Origin of the sequence: Oceanobacillus sp. FSL K6-0251 (assembly GCF_038004725.1) — a bacterium.
GTDB classification, from domain to species: domain Bacteria; phylum Bacillota; class Bacilli; order Bacillales; family Amphibacillaceae; genus Oceanobacillus; species Oceanobacillus oncorhynchi.
On sequence record NZ_JBBORS010000001.1, the window covers coordinates 4,399,025 to 4,421,586 of the forward strand.

Here is a 22,562-nt window from a genome sequence, read left to right on the forward strand (position 1 = left end):
ACTCAGGTTTTATTCTTTATTGCTATTTATATTTGGATAAAGATACCTCGCTCCGGGGAAGTCTAGCTGAGGTTTTGTGAGCAGGAGAAGCAACCCGAAGAAAGGATTTAGCAAAGCTTCGAGCTGTTCCGTTTGTTTCTCTAATTTCGATGGGTGGTACTATGTGTTCGAGCTTTAAACGCATCGATAAATTGTTCAGGTGAAGATTTTATAATGTAGGCATAAACTCCTTTAAGCGTGTGTAAATAAAGCATTCCCTTTGTCTGGTTCCCAGTAAGTCGATACGAAATATCCATTACATTTTCAATTGGAAATTCCCTGTACTTTGTAGCGATTTTGTCTTCATAAAGATACATATAACGTTGCTCTTCTGTATCCTTTTGCTCTAATGCACTTACTTGACGGACTACTTTTACATACGGTTGTTTGGCAATAAATTGCATTGTCTCCTCCGCTAGTTCAGCTTAAACTTTATATCCCTAAGGGCGGTAAAAAGCGCTTTTGAACATTTTTTTATGGATTAGTTTTCTGCAACGCGCAAATGATTCTTTCTCCATTGCAGCCATTGGCTTTCTCTCGTTTTACGCGGTAAGAACTGACGGATATCCTCTTCATGATATCCTACCTGCAAACGTTTGGCATCGACCATAATCGGACTGCGTAAAAGACGCGGGTATTCCTGAATAATTTCCAGCAGCTCCTGCAATGGCAATGCTTCAATATCAAGATCTAAATCTTTATAAATCTTAGAACGTGTGGAAATAATCTCATCTGTACCTTCCACCGTCATCCGAAGAATATTTTGTAATTCGTTTACGGTCAGAGGTTCTCTGATTACATTACGTTCTGTATACTCAATCCCGTTTTTCGTAAACCATTGTTTTGCTTTTCTTGTTGATGAACATGCTGCACCATAAATTGTAACTGTCATTAATCATACCCCATTTATATATAGTTTCTTTCTTCAAACCATCAGAAAAGTTCTATACTTGCCTGTCAGCACTTGATAACCCTTTGCTTAACAAATCCATTTCAATACGAAAATTATCTAGAGCTTCTTCACGAGAAAGATTCCTGGATAGCTGATCCACAATATTTCGAAATGTAACAGACGTTAAAATCTGCATAACATGGAAAAACTCTTGTTTACTTTCGATATTCAGCTTTTTAAAATCAACTAAATCTTTTACTTGATTCATTGCGTCTACTTCATTATGCTTTCCTAAGAATAACTCTGTAAATGAATCTTCCACTTCATGTGTCACATTCAATACGGCATTCTTTAAAAACTGCAAATGCTTCTCTTCGGACAATTCTATCAGTGTTACCCGAAAAACCTTATCCATGGAAGCCATCAAATCTCCATCTGTTTCGCGCAACAGGCTTAAAAAATAAGCACGGCGTTTATCTGTATGAAGCTTTAATAAATAATAAAAAGCATCTTCTTTGCCATCAAAATATTGATAAAAACTTCCTCTTGAAACACCTGCAAGCTTTACAATATTCGCAATGGAGGCCTGCGATAACGGTGCTCTTGCAAATTCTTTTTCAACCGCTTGCAATAATTTTGCCCGTTTGGAATCGTTTAAATTAAAAAATGTTGATGTAGGCATATTCTTGCTCCTCCATAACCTATTGTGACACAATGTCATGTCCTATAATTCTATATTAAGTGACACGATGTCATAAGTCAATTATTTTTATGACATCGTGTCACTTTATTTATAAAATGTGACGATTCTATGGCAGGCAAACGATTGCTTTTTCATTAGTGTACACTTTTCCTCCCTCTGCTAAACACCTTTAGTTAAAAATGCTTCTTTCCCAGCTTCATTTAACTGCCGACCTAATCATTGTATTCCCTCACTATGCTATTTCATAACCTTAAAAATTAAACAAGATAGGAAAATTTCTAAAAGTTATCAGCTTAAAAAATAAGAATGTTTATAAAGATAGCTGAAAATAGCCGCTCCGGAAAAACACTACGCTAGATAGGTTTTATTGCTATCTGTATCAAAATTAATAAAATTCACTATCCTTCAAACAAAAGAACACCGCATAGAAGGCTATGCCTTCCACACGATGCTTTTTCATCAAACCATAATCTTACTCATATCATTCGTAAATGCCACTGGATCTTCAATCGGCAGCCCTTCAATCAATAACGCCTGATTGTAAAGCAGGTTGGTATATAACGCTAGTTTATCCTGATCATTCCCCTGCGCTGCTTCGAGTGCTTTAAAAATACTGTGGTCTACATTGATTTCCAGCACTTTATCTGCCTGAATCTGCTGATTATCCGGCATCGCATTAATAATTTTCTCCATTTCCAGAGAAATCTCACCATCTGCAGAAAGCACGACCGGATGGGATTTCAGACGCTTGGAAGCCCGAACATCCTTCACTTTATCACCAAGCACCTCTTTCATTGCTGTAAACAGCTCATTATGACTTTCTGTTTCTTCCTTCTCTTCCTCTTTTTCATCGGCTTCAATTCCTAAATCACCGCTGGAAACGGAACGGAATTCCTTATCCTGATATTGCATCAGCATTTTAATCGCAAATTCATCCACTTCATCTGTGAAATAAAGAATTTCATAACCTTTATCTGCAACAATTTCCGTTTGCGGAAGCTTTTCAATACGCTCATTGGAATCTCCAGAAGCATAATAGATATATTTTTGGTCTTCCGGCATACGTGATACATATTCCTCTAACGTTACCAGCTTTTTCTCTGTAGAAGAATAGAATAGAAGCAAGTCTTGCAATTCTTCTTTATACTGGCCGAAATCACTGTACACGCCAAATTTGATTTGCTGACCGAATGCTTTAAAGAATGTTTCATATTTTTCACGTTCATCGCGAAGCAGGCTTAACAGCTGCTGTTTTATTTTCTTATGAATATTTTTCGCAATGATTTTCAGCTGACGGTCATGTTGCAGCATTTCCCTGGAAATATTTAAGGATAAATCTTCTGAGTCGACCATTCCTTTTACAAAGCTGAAGTAATCAGGCAGTAAATCTGCACATTTTTCCATAATCAAAACACCATTTGAATAAAGCTCTAAGCCTTTTTCGTACTCCCTGGAGTAATAATTAAACGGCGTTTGCTCTGGAATAAATAGAATTGCATTATAACGGACTGCTCCATCTACATTGATATGAATATGGCGCAACGGCTGATCAAATCCGTACCGTTTCTCCTGATAGAAATTGGTATAATCTTCGTCTGTTAATTCGCTCTTATTTTTCTTCCAAATAGGAACCATTGTGTTCAGCGTCTGCTCTTCAATCACATCTTCATACTCATCTTCTGTTCCTTCTTTTAACTTGCTTTCCGTAACATCCATTTTAATTGGATAGCGGATAAAGTCAGAGTATTTCTTGACGATTTGTTTTAAAGTAGCTTCTTCTAAAAACGTATCATAATTGTCTTCTTCTTCGTTTTCTTTTATTTCAAGGATAATCTCTGTGCCAACTTCTTCGCGGTCAATCGGCGTAATCGTATAGCCGTCTGATCCCTGTGAAACCCATTGATATCCTTCTTCACTGTCAATCGATTTTGTTAATACGGTCACTTTATCCGCAACCATAAACGCTGCATAAAAGCCGACACCAAATTGACCAATAATATCATGGCCGTCTTTAATTTCATTTTCTGATTTAAACGTATGTGAACCACTCTTAGCAATCACACCGAGGTTATCTTCCAGCTCTTCCTTTGTCATTCCAATTCCCGTATCTACTACAGTCAACGTACGTTTTTCTTTATTAGGAATCAGTTTGATATAGTAATTGCTTTGATCGAATGTTAAAGCATCATCTGTTAATGCTTTATAATAAATCTTGTCAATAGCATCACTTGCGTTAGAGATTAATTCACGCAAGAAAATCTCCCGTTGTGAATAAATGGAGTGGATGACCATATCTAATAATTTCTGTGATTCTGCTTTAAACTCGTGCTTTGCCATAATGCGCTCTCTCCTTTTTCTGTTTTTAGCACTCTCTCTCACAGAGTGCTAAACCTCTATTACATGAATACCATATTCTATTTTAACTGTCAATATTAGTCGCATATAGCCTAAACAACATGTATAATAGAAAATATATAGAAGAGGAGGGGTCTCGATGCTTCATGAATGGTTAAAAGATTCCAAACATACCGTCGTTTTCACTGGCGCAGGAATGTCTACAGAGAGTGGGCTGCCTGACTTTCGTTCCACAAACCGGGGACTTTGGAGAAAGAAAGACCCAAGCAAAATCGCAAGTGTAGATGCTTTAAATCATCACGTAGAGGATTTTATCGAATTTTATCGGGAGCGCGTCCTGGGCGTCAAAGAAGTTGGTCCGCATAAAGGACATCACATTCTTGCCGATTGGGAAAAGAATGGACTGATCCAATCGATTATTACCCAAAATGTGGACGGTTTTCATCAGGCTGCAGGCAGCAGACACGTTCATGAGCTTCATGGAACCCTGCAAGAGCTGCATTGCCAAAGCTGCGGGAAAATCTACGACAGTTCTGCTTATTTAAATGAAGACTATCACTGTTCCTGCGGCGGAATACTCAGACCTTCTATTGTATTATTTGGGGAAATGCTCCCTGAGGATGCCTTTTCTGCTGCGTTTGAGCATGCAAAGAAAGCCGATTTATTTATCGTGCTAGGTTCCTCTCTATCGGTTACGCCAGCCAACCAATTCCCGGAAATCGCAAAACAAAGCGGCGCCAAACTTGTCATTGTCAACCAGGAGAAAACACCATTAGATGAGTTTGCAGATGAAGTTGTTTTTGACCGGAAGATTGGAGCTTATTTAGAAGAAACGGATCAATTATTATAAAACAGATAAAAGGCAAGGAGGCGCTGCACGCTTCCTTGCCTTTCTTGATGGATTAAAATAAATATGGCGGCAAATGTTTTAAGCGGGGCGAGTAACCGCAGCCCCAAATTTCGGTCTTAGGCCATCCATTTAGGCGGTGTATTCTTATTCCAATAAATATCCCCGATATGATAATGCTTTTGGAATCCATCCTCACTTAAATGGTAATGAAAATTAAAATAATACCCTTCCAATGGCCGGTTTTCCCGGCGGACATGAAACTTTGCCAATGTTTTGCTGGTGCTGTTATTGGAAACATTGAAAATCCGCTCTCCATAGCCGTCTGAAGGTTTTTCGGTAATCGCTATATCCTTGTATATGTCAGAATGCTCGACAAGATCAGACAGCACCAATTCCATCTGTGGTAAAATCATAGCAGAAAATTCATCCTCGACCTTCCCCGCAATCCTCGTTCCAAATTTTTCGATACTCAATTTTTTCGCCTCTTCATGAAGGTGGCCAAGAAAAGCTTCCCTTGGATCTTCTACATTGTATGATTGGGTGGTTTCCTCGATAACAGATGTTGTTTCGAGATCCGATGAAGAAGACACACTGCTGTCATCCCGCTTATTGGCGTCGACTTCCAAAAGATTTGTTGGCGTATAGATACCCAATGTTAAAATTGTTATAAATACGACTGCTATTTTTCTCCACCAGAGCTTCATCTGCTTCACCCATCTTCCGTATCCGTTTTCTTTATTTTACCATGAATCCATTTCTTGTCTATCCAACCATTTTACTTTTTTGAATATTGGAAGAAAATAATTTGTTATACGGAACATTCTGTTTATACATTTTTTTACAACTTAAGAAATCATATAGGGTGATTTTACCTTATACCGGCCAGCCTTCACGCTTATATGCCATATCCCAAAACATATATTCATAGCGGCTCGTATTCAGAAAAATAGCTTCTAAATGATCCAGTTCTGCTTCCGAACAGCCTTCCGCAAGCTCGTCTAATTTTTCAATCAGCCACTTGCCGATGGAACCAAATTCATCCGAGCTGTACATTTTCACCCATTCTCCATACTGTTCATGCTCCAGTGCACCCGGCTTTTTTGCCAGCTCCAGACCAATTTCATAATAACTCCAGGCACACGGCAGAATCGCTGCAATCAATGCTGCTAAAGAACCTTTCTGTGCCTCTGCAAGCATATTACTGCTGTAGGCAAGCGTTACAGGCCCTGGAACCGTAGATTCTAGTTCCTCCCTGGAAATACCGAGACGCTCGGCATACTGGCGATGAAGCTCCATTTCGAAATTCAGGGTTTCATCCAGCGATTTAGCAAAGCCAGACATAGTATCTAAATCTTTTGCAAGCACCGTTCCCATTGCGATTACTTTTGAGTACTCTATCAAATACTTGTAATCCTGACACATGTAGAATTTAAATGACTCTATATCGAGTGTACCGTTACCAATTCCCTGCACAAATGGATGCTGGTGGCTTTTCTCCCAAATTGAATCTGCTGACTTTCGAATACGTTCTGTAAATTTCATGTATATGCGCTCCCTTTTCTATCATTTTTAGTAACTGTCTTATTCCTGTTTTTCTGTTTGACACCATTTCAAAATAAATTGCAGCAGGGACACTGTATAATCTACTAACTCGTCGATGTTTACCTGCTCATCCACGGCATGGGCGTGCTTCAATTCACCAGGTCCATAGCAGACCGTCGGAATCCCGTATGCTGCAAGCCAGCCGCCATCAGTTACTGTTTCCGACATTCGGACTTTCGCTTCCTCGCCAAAAGCTTTGCTATGACTCTCCTGTAACATCGCAAAAGCAGCATGTTCTTTATCTACGGAGAAAGACGGGAAAATTTCACCCCGGTCCACAATCATCGATTCGCCTCCCCATTCAAAGGCGGGTGGATTATCCCGCATCCAGACATCCGCTTCAGCCGTCTTGCGTAAATGGGACTCAATTTCTGCAGCAACCTGCTCAGAAGTCTCATCGGGATAATAATGAACGGTAATCCATAGGCGGCATTCATCAGCAATAAAAGCAGCATGTCTGCCTCCTTCAATCACTGCCGGGTTGATGGTATTGGTTCCTGGGGGAAAGCCTGGATAGGATTTGGTCACTGCCCAATGTCGCTCCAGCTCCTGCAACGCAATAAGGAGCTTATTCATCTTTTCAATGGCGCTGGCTCCTTTCATCCCGCCGCCTGCATGAATGAGCTGGCGACGTGTACCATCATGGTGCGTGATTGGACTTTTCACTGTGATCCAGCCGGTAATAACGCCTCCTTGCCCATGTATTTCACAATGACTTGTATCTGCAACGATGGCATAATCCGCTGTATACCCGCGTTCTCCACATTGCTTCGTCCCTGCTTCCCCAACCTCTTCCCCAATGACGGACTGCAGAATAACATCCCCGCCAAGGCGAATCTGGTGGTCATGCAATATGCGCATCGCAAATAAACACGCTGCCAGACCGCCTTTCATATCTGCTGCACCCCGCCCAAATAATGTACGTCCTTCCACTGCTGGCTGAAATGGCGCATGCTTCCAGTTTTCACCTTCCTCTATAGAAGCGACATCCACATGCCCATTAAGAATCAAGCTGTTGTATGTATCGGAAGCAGTTCCACGTAAACAGCCGACGACATTCGGGTCACCGGGATAAACCTCCCATTGTTCTGTTTCAAAATTCATTTCCTTCAAGTAGTTCGCAATGTAAGCTTGGATAGCCTCTGTATTTCTTGCAGGCGGGGCTGGTGTTTCAAAACGAATCAAATCACTGACAAGCGCTATTAATTCGTCTTCTCGATTTCGAATCTCCTGAATTACCCTCTCCATTCAAAAACCTCCTTTTCAGCACGCAAAAAAAACCGCCTCCTGATTTAGAGAGCGGCAGAAAAGTTTGGTTCATTTGCCTAAAGGCATATCCGCCCACTTCCCTCCGCTAGTACGAACTAGATCAGGTTGGTAAGGGTCAAGACAATATGCCTCTCTCAGCTTAATAAGCACCCCTAGTGGATCCATTGCGTATGTATTTATCCCTTTTAGATTACCATACGAATTTGTAAGCGTAAAGCAGAATTTAAGAAAGGATGATTCTATACCCGCTTGTCTGCATACATATTGCTGTTTTTTTGCGCAATATCAATACAGATGAAATCCGGAATACGTTGTAACCTTCTTACAAAGGAGGTTACAGCTAGTGTACATAACTATCATAAAAAAAATAAACGTGTCCGAAACTATCTGCTTGCTACTGCCAGTTCCAATTTGGGGAATGTGATGACTGGCATGGCTCTTTTATTTCTTGCTTATGATTTAACTGCTTCTAATGCGTATACCACCCACAGGGATTGCTATCGCTCAAGTTGCTCCTTATCTGCTGTTCGGATTGATTGGAGGAGTTATTGCTGACTGGATTTCTAAAATGAAATGGTTAATTCGTATCGATTTATTTCGTTCTCCACTTCTCATCGGGTTAGTTTTGTTAGACTTCTCCAATCAGCTTGCTTACTGGCATCTAATTATTGTAAGCATCTTGATTCATTTATGCGGATGCTTATATAATCCGGCGCATCGGGCAATCATCCCGCTTATCACGAGTGAAAGGGAGAGGCCCGCAGTAGTTTAACGGACACTGTTACAAGGGGAATGACTGTTTTAGGACCTGTTTTCAGCATTATCTTCATGAATACCATTGGTGTAATCCACTTTTTCACGCTGGATGCACTCAGCTATCTATTGAGCGCGCTTTTTCTATCATTCATTCCCTTAAAGGAAGAGCAGACAGATAAAAAGCATTTTAATATATTCACAGCCATCCGGGAATTTGCTATATGGCTCCGTTCTCATAAAACCATCCGTTCCTTATTTGAGATGACAGCTTTTATTGTTTTCTTTAACACCTGGGTTTGGCAGGTTGGGCTGTTATTACTGTTACAAGAAACGATGGCGAATGCAGAAGTATGGTACAGCGTTGTAACAGGATGGTTTGGAATTATTGTTATTATTGTGAATCTGATTATTCCCTATATCTTTAAACAATTTACGCTAAAAACCTACCTTCTCAGCTCCCTTATCTGGGGGACAGGCATTTTATTCTTAGGAGGTTTACCAGCTGTCCCCCTGCTTTTTTTGGGAATTATCTGGGTAGCAGTCGGATTGCCGCTGTCTGGATTATCCAGGGTCTATTTACTGCAAAAGTATATTCCGCCAGACATGCTGGGAAGAGGTTTCAGTTTCAATGCCGTCCTGCTTTATTTTTCTAATTTTATTTCTTTAGGTTTCTTCGGACTTGTATCTTATTGGGTCTCCATCCACCTGATTTTTATCATCTGCGGGACATGTATGATGATTCTGGCTGGAGTTTATGTATTGCTTAACCTGCGAAAATAGCTTGGCCTCATACCATACAGTTTCTTGAATAGACGATTATAGACAGAAACAGAAGAAAATCCCGAATCCATCGCAACCTGCAATATCGTCGTATCAGTAAATTGCAGTTTATCCAAACTGCGTTGAATACGATAGATTTGCAGCCATGAAAATGGCGAAACACCCACCTTCTCTTTAAATACATGTGAGAGCCGGTACTTATCTAACTGGGCAATTGCAGCCATATCATCTAATGTCCAGTTAGATGTATAACTTTCCTTCATTGCCTCCAGCACTTTATAAATTGGGAAACCTGCAGCAGTGTATGCTTCCGGCTGAACATCCTGATAATAACTGTTTACACTTCCTTTCATCAGAAGGATTGCTAACTGCGTAAAGCTGTTATCAAGGAATACCTTCATACTCGCATCCATTACCCCATTACTTACATCAATATAATCCAGAATAAATGCCACCCACTTCTTTATTTGCAGCGATTGCTGCGGCATTTGTGCAAATTGAATATCTGCTGAATGATGATTCATCAAATTTTTGGCAGCTTGATTTATCAATCCTGGATTTAATTCGATTAAAAATTCATGATGCGCTACCTCTAATTGCCGATGGGGGTCATAAGGAGTCAAAAGCAGCATTTGATCCGCATGAAAAGTCAAATCCTGATGAGGCAGCTGATATGTCATGTCTCCGCCAAGCGAGTAAATGAATTTATAACAATTATCTGACCGCCGGATACTTTCCTGTTCAAATTCCGTTTTAAATAAGAATAGGCCTTGATCCGTTGAAAGTATTTTATTCATCGATTTCCCTTCCTTATTTTGCTTATTTCTGTAATAAATCATTAATATTCTTAAGGATATTTAAATTCTATCATATGAACAGCCTTCATGATTTTAAAATGCTGTTCAAATTCCCCTAAGCATTGTATAAATTGAAATAGTAAAATTTTTACACAGGAAAAATAATCCTGCAGCAAATACTTTTTAATCTAAAAATACTACAATGCATTTTGGAACCCCGCAAGATAAGGATGGGACACATGGAACGATAAAAAAAATAGGTGCGTATGCAATTGGGATTTTTATTTTCTGCGTCTTAGTTACAGGCATAGTCGATGAATCAAAGAATCTGTATCAGCTGTTACAAGATAAAGGCGGACACGAAAAGGAGGTTACTGTTGTTGGTAAAACGGTATCCAGTGATTTATTCGGTAAATTGAAATACTATGTTAGAAGAGGAAGCATTATCGCAATTAACTCAGAAGATGTCTACTCAAGAAACTTCCTTAATAAGTAAAAAGGAATTTGAACAGCTTAATGCCGGGGATACAATTAGGAAGAACGATTCTTATATGACAGATAAGGATAAAAAATCACAGATTATCGAGCATCTTATTGTCATCGTCGTCTTTAGTATCTACCCATTCGGTTTCATTGCTTATAATCTCGAACATATACCACTGCTAAAAAAATTAGACGATAAAGCAGCTTCACTGTTTCTCTTTTCTCTATTGGGAATCATTTGCTTGGTATTTTTAATGGCATATGTCTTTATGGGAAAATCTATCGTTAGTATTGTGCAGTCCCATAGCGGAGACCAAATAGAAACCGAAGCCTATATTTCGGATAGGGAATATGACTATAATGCCGGACGCTATAGCACAAGTTCATACTATTTGCATTTATCTTTCTACGCAGAAGACATAAACAAGGAGGTTATGTCTTCCAAAGAAGTATCTTCTCGTATATTTTCTCAGGCTAACCATGTCATTGATGTTCAATATCCTGAAGGACAGCCTTATAAAGCACACATAGCAGGGACTAAATTTAGAGATTTTTTTGGATCCAACTTGATTATTTATAGTTGCGTTCTCATCGTTACGGCTTTATTAATATATTCAGCTGTTTTAATGCGAAGAAAGAAGAAAACAGGCTCTTTTTATAGGAAACAGAAAAAGGATTTCTCCAATAAATAACGAATACATAAGATATACCATTTTCAGAGAGGAGTATTTCTTATGCTTATGCAGCCGGCAAAATTATCTCCAGGAGATAAGGCAGCGACTGTCAGCCTCTCCTGGGGCGGAGCAGGCGAGCCCTCCTTAAGCTGGCGCTACCAGCAGGGTGTGGAACGCTTAGAGAGCGTGTTTGGGCTTGAAGTCGTTCCAATGCCTAACAGCTTAAAAGGACAAACTTATATAGATGAACATCCCGAGGCACGGGCCGAAGATTTAATGACTGCATTCAAAGACCCTGAAATCAAAGCGATTATCTCTAATATTGGCGGTGATGACAGTATTTGTCTGCTTCCCTATATCGATTTTGAGATTATCCGTCAAAATCCAAAGATTTTCATGGGATTTTCTGATACGACGATTGCTCATTTATTCTGCTTCCATGCTGGTTTATCCTCCTTCTACGGACCAGCAATCATGACAGATTTTGCAGAAAATGTGGCGATGGATGATTATACGGTGCAAGCCATTCAAAGCATGCTTTTTGAAGCAGAAGCGGTCGGCGGCATCCCTGCACCGGAAAAGTGGACAAGTGAATTTTTAGAGTGGGATATTTCCAATAAGTCTATTGCCAGAACAATGCACCCTAATCAGGGTTACGAACTGCTGCAAGGAAACGGTATCGCAAAAGGGAACCTCATCGGCGGCTGTATCGAAGTACTTGAATTTGCTAAAGGAACAGCCATTTGGCCGCAGCAGGAAGCATGGCAAAACAGCATTCTCTTTTTTGAAACATCAGAGGAAAAAACGGATCCAGAATTAATTAAAAGATGGCTTCGAAATTATGCCGCTCAGGGGATTCTACACCAAGCGAATGGAATGATTGTTGCCAAGCCTTATGGGGAAGTACATTACGAGGCGTACAAGGAAGTTATTCTATCTGTTTTAGCAGAAAACAGGCTGAATGACCTCCCAGTGTTATATGGTGTTTCTTTTGGACATACCGAACCAAAAACGCCCATTCCATATGGAAGATTAGCAGGAATTGATTGTAATCAGGTATCCTTTTCAATTTTGGAAGCAGCTGTGACAGATTAAATCCGGCTGCTTTTCTTTGCCAAAAATAAAAGGAGACATATTGCGTCTCCCTTCCGTTTCAATCTTTCTGTTTCACATCAAAGATATTCTTTAAGAATTTCTTTTCCTTTTTGACTTACATATAATCCGCCTGGCAGCTGTATATTATCATCATTGACTTCTCCTGTGATAAAACAAGTCTTTTCAGCTTCGTATTTCCGTATGATAATTCGGTCTTCCTCTACGAATATTTCCATCGGATCCCGCTCTTGTATGTTCAAACTTCTTCGCAATTCCTTAGGTATAACAATCCGGCCCAGTTCGTCCACTTTTCTAACGATACCAGTGCTTTTCATTCTGCACGCTCCTTTTTTATATTTCTTAAGATAACTGTCTATATCATCCCCTCTACCCTTTTTTGGAAATGTATAAACAACAAAGGAACTTATTAACAGTGTGAAAAAGCGGCAGCAGTAATCGATATCACTATCCATAAATACGGTGAGAAACGGTGATTGGTTAAAATATACTGCGTTTTATATAAGCTGTAGCAGATTTGAAGTCGCTCTTATTATTAAATCAATTGAGACAGTGATATACTATCCATATAATCCTTTTTAGAAACGTTTGTTACACAAAGTAAAAAGTAAGCTCTTTCACCCGCATTTTTCTTTTTCCAAAAAGATTTACAACTTACCTGGACGGAAAAAGAAACGGTCGAAAAGAAGCCAGGGAAAGTTTATGCCCCTATAACTACTTCTTACTTCATGCAAATAGGGAGTTTGTAGTAGAATAGAGTAAGCATCATTACTGGAAGCTGAAAATAAGCTCCCAACCATATGCAGGAGGAATTTGAGGTATGCAAAAACTTATTATTCCTGAAGAGGATATTGTGCTTGCTATATGTATGTACATTGCTGAAGAACAGAAAATGAGTGCAGATGACGTCCAAGTAGAGTTATTTTATGATGATTACACTGGATTTTCAGCAGAAGTCGTGACATCATCTGGAAAACAGGAATGGATGACCAAGCAAATTATTGCTGCATTAAGAAAATGGATCAAAGAAAATCTCCACGCCGATCCGTATGCAGGCTTAAAATTGGATTTAGACAGACGAAACGGCATTTATGCACGTCTTCGATACAATAGTTAATAGTTCACAAAGCTTTCATCCTATTTTTCATTTTTAAGTTTCTTTACATATTTTTGAAGATACAGGAGCAGTAGCCTCCGCTTCTATGAATAGCGTATTTATTTTCATTATTTTATTTTTAACTGGATGAACACTTCTTTTAAGATGGTTTAAAAAGCTTAAGAAACGTTTCTAAACATGTATGTACATAATAGCCAAAAAATCCTTATTTTCTTTATGAATGAAGAAAATAAGGATTTTGAGTTTGATAATGAATCCTCTGTAAAAGAGAATTATTGTTCTATTTGTTTTCTGCTCCATTTTTTCCTCCCGCCTGTTCTGATTTCTCGTACAAGCTCATATACTTAACCAATGACTTGATGAGGAAAGGAGAGATATGTTGGAGTTTATACAGACCATCGGACAGATTCTCCTGATTAATATTTTACTGAGTGGAGATAACGCGATTGTCATTGCAATGGCGAGCCGGAATCTTCCGGAACATCTTCAGGCACGCGCTATTCGCTGGGGAACGTTCGGCGCAATCGCACTTCGGATTCTCTTTGTATTTATTATGATTTACCTGCTGCAGCTTCCTTTTATCCAATTAATCGGCGGGTGTCTCCTATTGTATGTAGCATATAAATTACTAGTGGATAAGCAGGATCACAGCCAGATGAAAAGCGGGAATTCCTTGCGGGAAGCCATTACGATTATTATCTTTGCTGATGTGATTATGAGCTTGGATAATGTACTAGCCATCGCCGCCATTGCTGATAGTGATTTACTTCTGATTATTGCCGGGATTATTTTAAGCATCCCGATTATCTTAACAGCCAGTGAATTGATTTTGAAGCTCATTGAGAAATTTCCAATTATCATTTACATTGGTGCCGGCCTGCTTGCCTGGACAGCCGGAAAAATGCTGTTAGAAGAAGCATTGGTACAGCAGCTTTTTGCTTCGCTGAAATATGGACAGCTTATCTTCCTTAACATTCTTACTCTTGCCGTTCTTTTTATTGGGAAATGGCGCAGAAATCAATTAGAAATGACGGTGTAAAAAAACCTCTTATGGGCCTTAACGTCACATAAGAGGTTTTTAACTCTGCAGATTTAAATGCTTTTGTAGGTTTTTGCTTTTGTAAATAACACTGCTGTAATAATCAAGCCAAGCACTCCAAAACCAAGCAGAATAGCTTGAATTGGGATATTAGCAGCTGATAACCCGGAAACAAGGGCGTAAGAAATCGGATCGAATCCATTCATAGCCAGAAAAATAATACTCATGACCCTTCCCATAATATAATCTTCCGCCTGTTCCTGAGCAGCAGTAAAGAATGGGATGAATACAAATGACATGGAAAACCCGATAAAGAACACAACTATTGTCAGCATCGTTAAATTAGGAACAAGTGCAAAAATGACATATGCGATTAATGCTCCCAATAATCCAAATAAGGAGGTCCTCCCTTTCTTCTTGACTAAGACAGAGCTGAGTATCCCTGTGCCAGCCACCAGACCAATCCCCAGACTGGCTTCCATATAACTTAGATTAAGCGGGGTTCCGCCATAGCTTTCCACCAGGAAAGGAATCGCAATATGCAATGTTCCAAACACAAAGAAGTTAAGTGTAATAAGTACAACTAACCCCGTCATAAGAAAGCTTGAATTGCGAATATACGCCAGACCTTCCTTGATTTCTTTGATTGGCTTCTGCTTTTCCTGCAACGAAACCGGCCCTTCATTAATGAAGCGCGGATAAATAATGACCGCAGAAAGCAAAGCCAAAATCATTGCTACAAAATAACTGCCGCCGACACCGATAGATTCCATTAATACACCGGCAACAATCGGACCTGCTACAAATGAAATCTGATCGACACCCTGGAATAAAGCATTGGCACGCTGCAGCTGGCTTTTCTCAACAATCTTAGGAATCATCGATGAACTTGCCGGCCCGAAAAAGGCATCCAGCATCCCAAATCCCGCAGCAATCAATAGAAGCAAAGTAAGTGATAATGCATCATTTTTTATCAGTATATATAACACAAGCAAAAGAATAGCCTGCACAAAATTCGCTAAAAACATAATCGTCGTCTTCTTGTAACGGTCCGCTACCACTCCTCCGAAAATCATCATCGAAATTCTCGGGACGGTTGCAGCAATTAATACAAGTCCTAACGAGCTGGCTGATCCGCTATCACTGATAACAAACCATGTCGTTGTTGTCAAAAACATACTGAAGCTGACAACACCAAAGATCCCAGCAACAAACAACAACACAAACGTACGATTTTTAAATAAAGGCTGTGCTTCCATACTATCTTTCCTCCGGCTTTTTTATTGATGAAACAAAGCGTTTTGTTTATTTTCACATGACAGGCAGGGATATATGCTTTATAATAAGAAATAACATAGCCTACCGACCGTTCGTTTCTAGAGAAATTTTACCTCACCATCATTACTTTGTCAAAGGAGAATCATCATGCATACAAAAGAAAAAATTTTACTCGAAGGAATGGAGCTTTTTGCAACGCTTGGCTATAATGGGACCTCCATGACAAAAATCGCCGATCGAGTTGGCCTGCAGAAATCTTCTCTCTACGCACATTACAACAGTAAAGAAGAATTATTTTTCGATGTAACCACAAAAATCGCTGCGGATTACGTGGATTTTGTGAAGTCCGCCTTTAAAAATGAGGGGAAAACAGCGCAGGAAAAATTGTATCTTTCTTTCCAGGCACATGTGAAGGACATGGCAAATCACGACAGCAGTATTGAATTTTATAATCGTTTTTCCTCTTATCCTCCTAAAGGTTTAAAGGACAAAGTTTTAGAAATATTGCGTGACAGCGAGGAGCAGGCACGGGCGTCCTTTAAAGAAGAGATAAAAAAAGCACAGGCAGATGGTGCTGTTACAGAAGAAGTTTCTCCAGAAGAAGCTGCTCGCGCTTTTTATGGTTTATTGGACGGTCTATCGTATGAAACAAACTATTATGAAATGGATGTTATTGAAAGTCATGGGGAGTCGATGTGGAAGGTATTTTGGCGCGGGGTTCAGGCATAGTTGTTCCCCTCTTTCATGTATGATATGTTTAACAAAATCATATAAGGAGATGCTGATAAAATGATGAAAAAATTACTTTGTCTTTGTATCGTTCTTATTTTAACCGCTTGCAATTCCTCTGATTCTGAAGAAAATCCATCGCCTGCCGATATAGAATCGCCAGACGATGCTTCCAAAGAAACCGTACAGGCAGGATTAAACCAGCTTGGGTTTGAAGCACTCTCCGGATTAGACAAGAACGAGGATGGTAATGTATTTATTTCGCCTATCAGTATTTGGACAGCACTGAACATGACCTATCACGGCGCAGATGGGAAAACAAAAGCAGAAATGGAAGAAGTGCTTGGCCTGGAAAACATCGACTCGGATGCCTTGCTTTCTGCCGACCACGATTTGTTAATGGAGCAAGCAGCAGATAATCAGGAGGTAGAACTGTATCTCGCCAATGCTGTATGGTTCAGGGAGGACATGGAAATAAATGCTGCGTATCAAGTAGCACTGGAAACATATTATCAGGCAAAAATAGACCCTTTAACAACTGCTGATGCCATCAATGATTGGGTTGCTGAACAGACCAATGACCGGATTGATCATATGGCTGATGATATTTCTCCTGATTTAATTTTATTCTTGCTTAATGCCGTTTACTTTCAAGGAGATTGGACGTATCCCTTCGATGAAACCTTAACAGAAGAACAGGAATTTTCTTTAGAAGATGGCTCCACTATAGAAACACCGATGATGACTTTGTATAAGAAAGACTTACATTATTGGGAAGATGAGAATGTCCAGGTTGTTTCCTTGCCTTATGAAGAGGAAGAAACCATACAAATGCAGATTTTCCTGCCAAGTGAGGACACGAGCTTTTCTAATTTCCGAGAAGACTTTTCTTTGGAAAAATGGCAAGAAAGCATGGATGCGTTAGAGCAGCAAATAGGAACGGTATTACTGCCATCCTTCACGCTGGAATATGAATCGGAGCTCAATGACTTTTTCATTCATCTTGGCATGGAACAGGCCTTTGACCCGAATCAGGCTGATTTATCCAACATGTTTGAGGGAACGGATGCTTCAGACGCTTATATCAGCAGAATTTTTCATAAAACATTTATCGACGTCGATGAAGAAGGAACAGAAGCTGCCGGCGCTACTTCAGTGGAGGTAGAAGAAACTTCTGCTGTATTGGAAGATACGTTTACCATGAATATCAACCGTCCATTTCTATTCACCATCACCAATACAGAAGAGGATATTATTTTATTTATGGGAAGTATCGAACAGCCGGTACAAGAATAAAATAAATCTTTATTCAGTGGAATCCGCACAGCCAGTTTACTGCGAAAAAAAGAACTTTCCACGCATCTTTGAACAAACCGTTGCAAAGGTCCGTTCAAGATAGCTGGACAGTTCTTTTTTGATTTTAAACTTAGCGCTTCACGAAATTTTCGTCCCGTTTGTTACTTGCTCATCCGGACGAAGCAAAACGACATCTCCCTCTTCTTCTACGCCGCCAACGACAAGCACCTCTGATTTAAAGCCGGCAATTCGACGCGGCGGAAAATTAACGACCGCAACAACCTGACGTCCTATCAAATCCTCTGGTGTATAGCGCTTTGTAATTTGTGCCGATGATTGCTTTTCACCAAGCTCCTCGCCAAAATCAATCCGTAATTTAATCGCCGGAACACGCGCCTTTTCGAGCGGTTCTGCATGCAATACCGTACCTACACGTAAATCGATCTTCATAAACTCTTCAAACGTTGCCATTCTATCTTCCTCCAGCGAACAAATTTTCAAATTATTTCTATTATATCTATCTTAATGGAAAGGCATACTTGAAAGCAAACAGATAAAATGAATATAGCTTTGGAAAGCCGATGTTTCTTATTAAAACGAAACCTTTTTCCTGATTTACCGTATTTCTATTATAGAATAATTCATTTACTTAAATAGAAACACACTCTATAACTCAGGGAGGAGATTCTGTGCTGCAGGTACATATCGATTCAGCAGGTTATCAGCAAAAGGAACCTTATCTGCAAAACATTCATTTCACCATCTGTCCCGGTGAAATTGTCGGTTTAATCGGAGCAAATGGCGCCGGGAAAAGTACAACAATCAAATCAATCATCGGCACCATGGAGCATGTACATGGAAATATTGAATTAGAAAAAGACAAACAGCTGGCCTACATCCCCGAAGAGCCGATTCTCTATGATCGCCTTACGCTCTGGGAGCATTTACGGCTTGCTGCGACGTCTTATGAAATGCCCCAAACTATTTGGGAGCCCCGCGCAAAGGATCTTCTCAAGAAATTTTCGCTTACGGGTAAAGAACATGAACTGCCTATTCATTTTTCCAAAGGAATGCGGCAAAAAACATTGATTTGTCTAAGCTTTATGACAGAAGCGGACATTTATATCATTGATGAACCTTTTATTGGATTAGATCCAATCGCAACAAAGCATTTGATTAACCTGCTGTATCAGGAAAAAGAACGCGGAGCCGCTTTGTTGATGTCTACACATGTCCTGGATTCCGCAGAGAAACTCTGTGACCGGTTCATTCTTTTAAACGAAGGAAACACGATTTTCCAAGGAGATTTACTGGAGTTACAAAAAGAAACAAATCAGTCCGCTGGCACTTCTCTTTTAGATTGTTTTTATGAATTATTAGAGGAGGGCGTATCATGAATGGAACTGCACGCACGCTGTTCCTCAAACGGCTCCAGTCCGATTATAAAAATCTATGGGAAGCCAGCAAGCTGATACTGGATTGGACCTTATTTATCTATATCTTGATTCCCGGGATTGCTATTGGTGCTTTTTTCTACATGGAATGGCTGCAGGATATCCCCTTTCTATTAAATTTCATTGGCTGGTATGGCTGGATGATGATATTGGTAATAAGCTTTTTCTTCCATCATATCAAATTATTTACTTATCTGGCGGACCAGCTTTTCTTAAGCAGAAATATTCCCTTGCTGCGGCGCATCTCTCAATATGCAATCGTCTATTCAACTAGTATGATGCTACTTACCGCAACGTTGTTTTTTATCATTGCTGCACCTTTTCTAAGCAAACTATTCTCTTTATCTCTGCTTTCTTTGGGATATTTATGGCTTTACTATCTCTCAGGCGTATGTTTGCTAACCCTATGGAAAAAATATGCACAGATTCATATCTCCTCTTTTATTATTCGTTCGATATCCATTATTCTAATCCTTATACTGTGGATAAGTTTATCACAGGGTATCTTATTACATTTACCTCTGTGGATAATGTGGATAACCTTAAGTGTTATCGCTATTACTTTTGTATCTGACAAGCTTGCTTATCATGGAACCCATTTTTTAAAAATTGCTGAAATGGATGAACAAACAAGAGGAAAATGGGTTAATCTTTTATTTACCAATGTCCGGCAGCAAGGGTACAAACCTCCTTCTGCAAAACCAATCAGGCTCTGGAAGGAATCACAGGTTATGTTTCAAAAGCAAAGCAGTGAAATGATATTCACCGATGCCTATTTTAAATCCTTCTTCCGCAATTTACCGGTGCTGATGCCGCTTGTTCAGCTTACAGGACTCCTAATTGCGGTGTTGATTGTATCTGCACCGCATTGGACTGGCTATCTATTTTGGCTGGCTTCGATCTATATCATTGTGGATATTACTAAAACAGGCTGGCTTGGCTTTCGATTTAACTCCTTTATTGAGCTTTTCTCATGGAGAGAATCCATGCTGCGAGGATCTCTGGAAACAAGCGTACGACGGCTGAGTTCGCCTATCCTATTCGTTATCGGACTCCTTTTCGGATATTTAAAATTTGGTCTTTTCGGGATGCTGATTTTCTCTATTATCAGTGTGTTGTCGGGAATAGGGCTGGTGTATTGGCATATTCGTTATGTTCCGGTTAATCACGTAAGCATCGAAGAATAATTTGGCAGCTTGCTATCATTTGCTGTAAGCTTAAACTAAGTATGAACTAGTATGAATGGAGACTACCCATATGCAAAGAATCTTAATTGTTGATGATGATACCCGCATTTTACAGCTTGTCCGGATCCAGCTTGAAAAGGAAGGTTTTCTCGTTGCAGAAGCCAAGGATGGTGCAAATGCTTTATCTCTCTTAAATAAAACCAGCTGTGATTTAGCCGTCGTCGATGTAATGATGCCATTTATGGACGGTTTTCAGCTGACAAAAGAAATTCGTAAGCAATACGATATTCCGATTATTTTACTCACAGCCAAAGGGCAAATTGAGGATAAGGAAGAAGGCTTTCTGGCGGGAACAGATGATTATCTAGTAAAACCATTTGAACCGCGTGAACTCAGCTTCCGTATTCATGCTTTGCTGCGCCGCTACCATCAGGAGAACGATACGCATATCATACGATTGGGAGATACCGAAATTAATCTGGATAGTTATGAGGTAAAGATTGGGGATAAAACCCTGTTACTTCCCTTAAAGGAATTTGAATTATTAGCATTATTGGCAACTTATCCACAAAATGTGTTTACCCGCTCACAACTGATTGAAAAAGTGTGGGGAATCGATTATGAAGGTGATGACCGTACCGTAGATGTTCATGTCAAACGACTGCGGGAGCGTTTTTCTTCCTTGACTTCTGCTTTTTCCATTAAAACTGTCCGAGGTGTTGGCTATTGTCTGGAGTCAGCAGAATAATGCGGTCACTATATGTTAAATTTGCTGCTGTCACTATTGGTATCATGCTGCTTAGTGGTGTGATTGCCTTTTTCATATCGAATACCTATTACCAGCATTCTCTGAAGCCCCAAAACGATGCAAAAAATACAGAAATCGCCTTAGATATGGCTGCGTTTATTGAAAATAATCCAGAAATCGATATCAGCGACTATTTATCAAATATAGCAGATGTCGGTTATCAACTATACCTTGTGGATAACTCAAGTCAAGAACAGTTCTTCGGAGCAGCCTTCCGGGAAAATAATCTGGAATCAGCTGTCGTGGAAAATGTGCTGAACGGGGAAGTTTACCATGGCATGCTCCATTTCCCTCAGGAAACCTTTGTAACAGGTTTTTTTGCCAATGAGCTGAAGAATTCCATTGGGGTGCCGCTTACGTATCAGGGAGAGAGCTTCGCACTATTTATCCGACCAGACATCAAGCTGCTCTTCAACGAAATGCATTTATTATTTGGAGTGCTCTTTGCTTTAACAATTATCCTTAGTATTTTGTTTGTTCTTTTTAGCACAAATTACCTTATCAAACCCATTTCCCGGCTTAGTGATGCTACTAAACAGCTGGCTAAAGGAGATTTCCAGGTGAATGCCTTGAGCACGAAACGAAAGGATGAGCTTGGAGAGTTATCCTCAAGTTTCTCACAGATGGCGAAACAAATTGTGGAAAACGAACAAGTACGCAAAGAATTTGTTTCTAATATCTCGCACGATATTCAATCTCCATTATCTAATATCAAAGGGTATACGAACTTGCTGGAGGATAACGAATTAACAGAAAAAGACAGGCAGCAGTATATCTCAATTATTAATGAAGAAACCGGACGTTTATCCACCATGACGGACCAATTGCTGCTGCTTGCTTCGCTTGATCATGAAAAGCACATTGTAAAAAAGAAGCATTTTAACGTCAGCAGTCAATTAAAAAACCTATTAAAAAGTTATCAATGGCTGATTCATGAAAAAGAAATCATGCTGAGCTACACACTCCCTGACTTGGAAATTTACGGCGACCCTTCACTGTTAAATACGGTTTGGGATAATTTGCTTTCCAACGCATTAAAATATAATCAATCAGGCGGCAGTATTGATATTCAATTCACATATACAAATGAGCAATGCTCTATTTCTTTTACAGACACGGGAATTGGTATTTCTGAAGAGGAAGCAGAACGTATTTTTGACCGTTTTTATCGGGCGGATGCTTCCCGTACAAGGAGTGTAAAAGGCACAGGATTGGGCTTATCCATTGTGGCTACAATCATAGATTTACACGGCGGTACTGTCATAGCCAGACCTGGTGAAACTGCCGGAACTATCTTTATTGTTACTTTGCCGATTTCTAACTAAGTTTTTCTCCTTATTC

General features: G+C 39.8%; 25 protein-coding genes and 1 riboswitch. Of the genes, 14 read left to right on the forward strand and 11 right to left on the reverse strand.

The window, feature by feature from the left end:
- Positions 1–140: 140 nt before the first annotated feature.
- The 4 genes from MKY45_RS21450 to htpG form a co-directional block, all read right to left on the reverse strand.
- Complete coding sequence (locus MKY45_RS21450; protein ID WP_256705270.1) at positions 141–443, reverse strand: hypothetical protein; 303 nt, start codon at positions 441–443, stop codon at positions 141–143.
- Between the two features lie 77 nt (positions 444–520).
- Positions 521–931 (reverse strand): Spx/MgsR family RNA polymerase-binding regulatory protein, encoded by a 411-nt coding sequence (locus MKY45_RS21455; RefSeq protein ID WP_193064499.1) that lies wholly within the window; start codon positions 929–931, stop codon positions 521–523.
- Between the two features lie 52 nt (positions 932–983).
- Entirely contained in the window at positions 984–1,613 is a 630-nt protein-coding gene (locus tag MKY45_RS21460) for a TetR/AcrR family transcriptional regulator (protein ID WP_193064498.1), read from the reverse strand.
- 480 nt (positions 1,614–2,093) lie between these two features.
- Entirely contained in the window at positions 2,094–3,971 is a 1,878-nt protein-coding gene (gene htpG, locus MKY45_RS21465) for a molecular chaperone HtpG (RefSeq protein ID WP_193064497.1), read from the reverse strand.
- A 157-nt stretch (positions 3,972–4,128) separates the two neighbouring features.
- Here htpG and MKY45_RS21470 point away from each other — a divergent pair, with 157 nt between their 5' ends.
- Positions 4,129–4,839 carry an NAD-dependent protein deacylase gene (locus MKY45_RS21470; RefSeq protein ID WP_193064496.1) on the forward strand — a complete coding sequence of 237 codons (711 nt, stop codon included), beginning with the start codon at positions 4,129–4,131 and terminating at the stop codon, positions 4,837–4,839.
- Positions 4,840–4,955: 116 nt separating this feature from the next.
- Here the strand turns inward: MKY45_RS21470 and MKY45_RS21475 are convergent, their stop codons facing one another.
- The 3 genes from MKY45_RS21475 to MKY45_RS21485 all read right to left on the reverse strand — a co-directional run bounded on the left by MKY45_RS21475 (position 4,956) and on the right by MKY45_RS21485 (position 7,689).
- Entirely contained in the window at positions 4,956–5,543 is a 588-nt protein-coding gene (locus MKY45_RS21475; RefSeq protein ID WP_042529152.1) for a YpjP family protein, read from the reverse strand.
- A gap of 169 nt (positions 5,544–5,712) precedes the next feature.
- Complete coding sequence (gene tenA, locus MKY45_RS21480) at positions 5,713–6,381, reverse strand: thiaminase II (RefSeq protein ID WP_193064495.1); 669 nt, start codon at positions 6,379–6,381, stop codon at positions 5,713–5,715.
- Between the two features lie 39 nt (positions 6,382–6,420).
- Positions 6,421–7,689, reverse strand: a complete 1,269-nt coding sequence (locus tag MKY45_RS21485; protein WP_193064494.1) for an acetylornithine deacetylase — start codon at positions 7,687–7,689, stop codon at positions 6,421–6,423.
- 81 nt (positions 7,690–7,770) lie between these two features.
- Positions 7,771–7,874, reverse strand: a riboswitch (TPP riboswitch).
- A gap of 308 nt (positions 7,875–8,182) precedes the next feature.
- Between MKY45_RS21485 and MKY45_RS21490 the strand changes: the two genes are divergently transcribed.
- Complete coding sequence (locus tag MKY45_RS21490) at positions 8,183–8,482, forward strand: MFS transporter (RefSeq protein WP_319022565.1); 300 nt, start codon at positions 8,183–8,185, stop codon at positions 8,480–8,482.
- A 20-nt stretch (positions 8,483–8,502) separates the two neighbouring features.
- A complete protein-coding gene (locus MKY45_RS21495; RefSeq protein WP_319022564.1) occupies positions 8,503–9,246 on the forward strand; it encodes an MFS transporter in 744 nt (247 codons plus the stop codon).
- Here the strand turns inward: MKY45_RS21495 and MKY45_RS21500 are convergent.
- A complete protein-coding gene (locus tag MKY45_RS21500; protein WP_193064493.1) occupies positions 9,219–10,043 on the reverse strand; it encodes a helix-turn-helix transcriptional regulator in 825 nt (274 codons plus the stop codon). The two genes, MKY45_RS21495 and MKY45_RS21500, sit on opposite strands and share 28 nt — an antisense overlap.
- Positions 10,044–10,245: 202 nt before the next feature.
- On the opposite strand from MKY45_RS21500, the gene MKY45_RS21505 reads away from it, so the two are divergent.
- The 3 genes from MKY45_RS21505 to MKY45_RS21515 are packed head-to-tail and all read left to right on the forward strand — an operon-like array spanning position 10,246 to position 12,295.
- Positions 10,246–10,539, forward strand: a complete 294-nt coding sequence (locus MKY45_RS21505) for a hypothetical protein (RefSeq protein ID WP_193064492.1) — start codon at positions 10,246–10,248, stop codon at positions 10,537–10,539.
- A gap of 55 nt (positions 10,540–10,594) precedes the next feature.
- Complete coding sequence (locus MKY45_RS21510; protein WP_193064491.1) at positions 10,595–11,218, forward strand: hypothetical protein; 624 nt, start codon at positions 10,595–10,597, stop codon at positions 11,216–11,218.
- A 42-nt stretch (positions 11,219–11,260) separates the two neighbouring features.
- Positions 11,261–12,295 carry a S66 family peptidase gene (locus tag MKY45_RS21515; protein ID WP_341173385.1) on the forward strand — a complete coding sequence of 345 codons (1,035 nt, stop codon included), beginning with the start codon at positions 11,261–11,263 and terminating at the stop codon, positions 12,293–12,295.
- 77 nt (positions 12,296–12,372) lie between these two features.
- On the opposite strand, the gene MKY45_RS21520 is transcribed toward MKY45_RS21515, so the two are convergent.
- Positions 12,373–12,630 (reverse strand): AbrB/MazE/SpoVT family DNA-binding domain-containing protein, encoded by a 258-nt coding sequence (locus MKY45_RS21520; protein WP_256705271.1) that lies wholly within the window; start codon positions 12,628–12,630, stop codon positions 12,373–12,375.
- Positions 12,631–13,133: 503 nt separating this feature from the next.
- Between MKY45_RS21520 and MKY45_RS21525 the strand changes: the two genes are divergently transcribed.
- Complete coding sequence (locus tag MKY45_RS21525; RefSeq protein ID WP_193064488.1) at positions 13,134–13,430, forward strand: DUF2653 family protein; 297 nt, start codon at positions 13,134–13,136, stop codon at positions 13,428–13,430.
- Between the two features lie 376 nt (positions 13,431–13,806).
- Positions 13,807–14,469, forward strand: a complete 663-nt coding sequence (locus MKY45_RS21530; protein ID WP_042529138.1) for a TerC family protein — start codon at positions 13,807–13,809, stop codon at positions 14,467–14,469.
- A gap of 53 nt (positions 14,470–14,522) precedes the next feature.
- On the opposite strand, the gene MKY45_RS21535 is transcribed toward MKY45_RS21530, so the two are convergent.
- Positions 14,523–15,728 (reverse strand): MFS transporter, encoded by a 1,206-nt coding sequence (locus MKY45_RS21535; protein ID WP_193064487.1) that lies wholly within the window; start codon positions 15,726–15,728, stop codon positions 14,523–14,525.
- A gap of 166 nt (positions 15,729–15,894) precedes the next feature.
- Between MKY45_RS21535 and MKY45_RS21540 the strand changes: the two genes are divergently transcribed.
- Positions 15,895–16,476 (forward strand): TetR/AcrR family transcriptional regulator, encoded by a 582-nt coding sequence (locus tag MKY45_RS21540; RefSeq protein ID WP_042529135.1) that lies wholly within the window; start codon positions 15,895–15,897, stop codon positions 16,474–16,476.
- A 60-nt stretch (positions 16,477–16,536) separates the two neighbouring features.
- Positions 16,537–17,772: a serpin family protein gene (locus MKY45_RS21545; RefSeq protein WP_193064486.1), complete on the forward strand. Its 1,236-nt coding sequence runs from the start codon at positions 16,537–16,539 to the stop codon at positions 17,770–17,772.
- A 138-nt stretch (positions 17,773–17,910) separates the two neighbouring features.
- On the opposite strand, the gene csaA is transcribed toward MKY45_RS21545, so the two are convergent.
- Positions 17,911–18,243, reverse strand: coding sequence for a chaperone CsaA (gene csaA / locus MKY45_RS21550; protein WP_042529133.1), 333 nt, complete (start codon positions 18,241–18,243; stop codon positions 17,911–17,913).
- Between the two features lie 218 nt (positions 18,244–18,461).
- Between csaA and MKY45_RS21555 the strand changes: the two genes are divergently transcribed.
- The 4 genes from MKY45_RS21555 to MKY45_RS21570 all read left to right on the forward strand — a co-directional run bounded on the left by MKY45_RS21555 (position 18,462) and on the right by MKY45_RS21570 (position 22,546).
- Positions 18,462–19,169: an ABC transporter ATP-binding protein gene (locus MKY45_RS21555; RefSeq protein ID WP_042529131.1), complete on the forward strand. Its 708-nt coding sequence runs from the start codon at positions 18,462–18,464 to the stop codon at positions 19,167–19,169.
- Positions 19,166–20,413, forward strand: coding sequence for an ABC transporter permease (locus tag MKY45_RS21560; protein WP_193064485.1), 1,248 nt, complete (start codon positions 19,166–19,168; stop codon positions 20,411–20,413). Before MKY45_RS21555 ends, MKY45_RS21560 begins: the two co-directional genes overlap by 4 nt.
- Before the next feature lie 70 nt (positions 20,414–20,483).
- The gene (locus MKY45_RS21565) at positions 20,484–21,161 is read left to right on the forward strand and encodes a response regulator transcription factor (RefSeq protein WP_193064484.1); all 678 of its coding nucleotides are present in this window, start codon (positions 20,484–20,486) and stop codon (positions 21,159–21,161) included.
- Entirely contained in the window at positions 21,161–22,546 is a 1,386-nt protein-coding gene (locus tag MKY45_RS21570; protein WP_042529127.1) for a sensor histidine kinase, read from the forward strand. The genes MKY45_RS21565 and MKY45_RS21570 overlap by 1 nt, the downstream gene beginning before the upstream one ends.
- The last annotated feature ends 16 nt before the right edge of the window (positions 22,547–22,562 follow it).